Raw genomic sequence first — 1,608 nt, forward strand, 5'->3', positions numbered from 1 at the left:
AGGTCTGCGATCTGTTCTCCGACGAGGAATGCTACAACTACTTCAAAGCCGCAGGTTATGAGGTCGATTGAGTGCAACAGGCTCTAGTTAGATGCATCCGTGATCTGCCCTCGGGAAAGGCGATAGGCTGCAACTGAGCCATTTCCGCTGCCGCAAACCGGATCTTCGTTCACCCCGCAGGAGGGCGCGAAGGATCTGACCTCGATGCCGTCGCCAGACGAGTGCATTGCGAAAACCGTCACGCCTGTCACGGACAGGGCGGCTTCGAACATGGCGGAAGCTGCCATGTCCGGCATCAGATTCAGCACGGTTTCTGCGCTGTCCAGTTCGGCCACGATCCAGCGCGCCCCCACATCCACAAGCGAAGCTTGCGCGTCCGGCACCAGCGGCACGCCCAAGATCGTGACGAGCCGCTCCTGCTCCGCATCGGTCAAGTCTCGCATCTCGGCATCGGGCAGTTGAAGGCGCAGCACCCGCGCTGCCCCGGCACCCTCGACGCTGATCGGCACCAAGCCCGCTCCGCATTCCTGAACGACGTGACCGCCCGCTGCATCGACCAACCCTGACTCGATCAATGCATGTGCGCTGCCGAGTGTCGGATGCCCAGCAAAGGGAAGTTCGCTGCGGGGGGTGAAGATACGTAGCCGGTAATCGGCATCGGGAACGGTAGGTCGGACGTGGAAAGTAGTTTCCGACAGGTTGGTCCAGGCGGCGATCTGCTGCATGTCCTCATCTCTCAACCCATCCGCGTTCATGACCACGGCGACGGGGTTTCCTTGGAACGGTGCGGCCGAGAAAACATCGACTATTTTGAAGTCGCGCGTCATTGCGTTGCTCCTCCCTGTCCTGTGCTGCCGATGAAGCCCGTCCGATCAGCGTCGGTGATGTCGCGGATGGGGCGCGCGGGGACGCCCGCCGCGACGACGCCAGCGGGCAGGCTTTTCGTCACGACGCTGCCGGACCCCACGATCGTCTCGTCACCGATCGTCACGCCTCCGTTGATGTGAACTCCAGCACCGATCCAGACGCGATTGCCGATCCGCACAGGACGGGCGCGGCAGGCGCCGGCTGCACGTTCTTCGGGATGAATGGCATGATCGGAGGTATAGATGCCGACGCGCGGCCCGAACAGCACCTTGTTGCCGATCTCGATCCCGCCCGCGTCAAGCATGATGCAGTCGAAGTTAGCGTAGAAGTCGTTGCCGATCTCGATGCCGTGCCCGAACTCGCAGCGGAACGTGGGTTCGAAATGAACACGTTCGCCTACGCGCCCGAGCAGTTCCCGCAGGATGGTTTCACGATCTGCGAGGGCGCCGCCGAAACTCGTGTTGTAGCGGTTAGTAAGAAGGACCGTCTTCTCACGCGCTGCAACCAGCTCGGGGGTGAGGTCGTCATACATGGCACCCGTTCGGGCAAGGGCGAGTTGTTCGGCCAGCGTCATTCATGTCTCCGTCTGCTGAGGGCAACCTATGTCAGGTCCAGTTGGAGTGCAGCCCGAATGCGAATGACCGCAAAGGGCTTAGCCTGTGTGGAAACTCTCCGCACCGGGACTGGTGTGTGCTCGGATTGGGCGTAGCACTGCAGAAGCGCGGTCGGCACATAAAGAGC

The 1,608-nt window shown here is 61.6% G+C and carries 2 protein-coding genes; both read right to left on the reverse strand.

The genetic code is table 11. The features are described from left to right. Positions 1 to 83: 83 nt before the first annotated feature. Positions 84 to 827, reverse strand: coding sequence for a PhzF family phenazine biosynthesis protein (locus J0F76_RS20590; protein ID WP_207472326.1), 744 nt, complete (start codon positions 825 to 827; stop codon positions 84 to 86). Continuing rightward, entirely contained in the window at positions 824 to 1,441 is a 618-nt protein-coding gene (locus J0F76_RS20595; protein WP_207472327.1) for a sugar O-acetyltransferase, read from the reverse strand. Before J0F76_RS20595 ends, J0F76_RS20590 begins: the two co-directional genes overlap by 4 nt. Positions 1,442 to 1,608 lie beyond the last annotated feature (167 nt).

The organism is Paracoccus fontiphilus (genome assembly GCF_017356265.1).
Classification (GTDB): domain Bacteria; phylum Pseudomonadota; class Alphaproteobacteria; order Rhodobacterales; family Rhodobacteraceae; genus Paracoccus; species Paracoccus fontiphilus.